At 55.2% G+C, this 449-nt stretch carries 1 protein-coding gene; it reads right to left on the bottom strand.

Annotated features, from left to right (window positions below; all coding sequences use genetic code 11):
• On the bottom strand, window positions 1–382 hold a 382-nt coding region (locus NE591_RS12390), incomplete at its 3' end, for a hypothetical protein (protein ID WP_256156761.1).
• Between the last annotated feature and the right edge of the window lie 67 nt (window positions 383–449).

Below are 449 nucleotides of genomic sequence, written 5' to 3'. Positions count from 1 at the left end.
CATAGTAGTACTGCACCGCATCGCTTCCATCAGCGCGCAGAGGGAGATTTGAGTACAGGAGCTGCGTGTAAATATTGCCAGTTAACTCCGAGCCTTCCCGGGACAAAGCGGACGACACCATGTCGAGGACACGAACGTATAACGGCTCGTTAAAAGGCATCGTTCCCTTATCGCGTTCGGAAGATTCAGAGAATATCCCATCAAACCGGATCACCAAGGCTACCGCCTTGAACGAGGGCACGAAGCGCACATGAAGGCTAGCCAAGTCGACGTAATCGGCAAAACGAGTTGGAACAGAAAAGCCGCTCCGCGGAAGGTCGGGCGACGGCTCCGCCCCATCTCCCAACCCCTCGACATGATAATGAGGCGTATAGTGGACCAAGGCCTCTTCGGAGCAACAGCGTTTGGTGCGCACCTGGTCCCGCGAAATCCCCTTTGTCCACTATACG

The sequence above is a fragment of the Adlercreutzia sp. DFI.6.23 genome, from assembly GCF_024462535.1.
Taxonomy (GTDB): Bacteria; Actinomycetota; Coriobacteriia; order Coriobacteriales; family Eggerthellaceae; genus Adlercreutzia; species Adlercreutzia rubneri.
Note: the sequence above shows the minus strand (reverse complement) of the source record. Positions and strands in the feature narration are given on the sequence as shown.